The organism is Mailhella sp. (genome assembly GCF_057866825.1).
The window spans coordinates 4719-6136 of record NZ_DBMAHT010000118.1; the positions used below are offsets into that span (position 1 = coordinate 4719).

Annotated in this window: 1 protein-coding gene; it reads right to left on the reverse strand. The window is 65.2% G+C overall.

Annotation, left to right across the window (positions count from 1 at the left end; all coding sequences use genetic code 11):
* Positions 1-483: 483 nt before the first annotated feature.
* Positions 484-1418, reverse strand: a 935-nt coding sequence (gene mnmL / locus ACZM96_RS09045) for a tRNA modification radical SAM protein MnmL/YtqA (RefSeq protein WP_489488652.1), incomplete at its 5' end; no start/stop codon positions are given.

Consider the following 1418-nt stretch of genomic DNA (forward strand, 5'->3'; position numbering starts at 1 on the left):
TTCCATCGTATTTGCGCTCTTGTCAATATTTTTAATGGGTGAAAACGACATTTCTCCGGCAAACCTCGCTTTGCCGAGGCGGGACAGGGGAAAACGGAGGGACGGACCGGAACCGACGGGAGACGCGGAGGAAGCATGTGGGAGCTTTCGCGTTGAGATCTGCCGCACGGCGGGGGAACGGAGGACGCAGAGGAAGCACAGGGGGCCGCCGGGCGCAGCCGCGGGCGGGAGGGGGCTCTCGGTCATGTCTGACGGGACGTCGCCGCGGGGCGAGAAGGCGCGAGGAAAAAGCGGAAGCGCCGGGAAAGGAAACGGGGAAAATCCCGCGCGAGCACGTCGGAAAGAGCCCTCGGAAAGCGCCGAAAAACAAAGCGCGGACAGAAACGGGGGAATGCGAAAAAAAACGGAAGGACGACCGGGCAATTCCTCCATCATCGGGAAGCAGGCCCATCGTCTGGAAGCACGCTCAGCCTCGGAAAAACCTCAGTCAAGGAAGGGATTCCGCTCCGGCGCGTCGCAGGTCTTGCCCTGCCACCAGTCGTTATAGGTCAGCACGGCGTCGATCATGTCGAGGGTGCGGCGCTTGTCCGCCGCCCAGGCGGGAGCGACAAGTTCACCGGGCGCGGGATCCGCGCAGAGCCTGTGAATCACGACGTTCGACGGCAGCAGCGTGAGCGCCCGCGCCGCCAAAAGCGCGTATTCCTCCTGATCGAGCAGGCGCAGCTCGCCGCTCTTCCACGCCCGTTCCACGGCCGCGCCCTTCGGCACGTACAGATTGTGCAGCTTCACCCCGTCCACGGGCAGGCCCGAAAGCCAGCGCGCCGACTTCAAAAAGTCCTCACCGTCCTCGCCCGGAAGCCCCGCCATCAGATGCGCGCACGTCTTCACGCCAAAACGCGCCGCCAGCCTGAGCGCCCTTTCCGAATCCTGCGCCGTGTGCCCGCGATTCACGCGCCGGAGCGTGGCGTCGCTGCACGTCTGCACGCCCACGTCCAGCCAGAATTCCCGCCACGGCACCGACGCCAGCAGCCGTATTTTCTCTTCGTCCAGGCAGTCGGGGCGCGTGCCGATGCACGCTCCAACCAGCCCGGGCAGCGCTTCCAGCTCCTTCAGCATGGCCGACAGCCGCGACGCCGGCCCGTACGTGTTGGTAAACGACTGCACATACCCCAGAAACAAACGCGTGCCCTTCATTCTGGGCATGGCCGCGTACCGCGACCGCCAGCGCTCCCACTGCTCCCGAAAGCTCCCCAGACCCACGCCCGGCCCGGATCCCTCCGCGTTGCAGAACACACACCCGCCCACGCTCAGCGTTCCGTCCCGGTTCGGACACCCCGACCCGGCATCCAGCGTGATCTTCTGCACCTTCTCCCCAAACTCGCCCCGCAAGTGCCTGTCCAAACTCCGATACCGCAGCT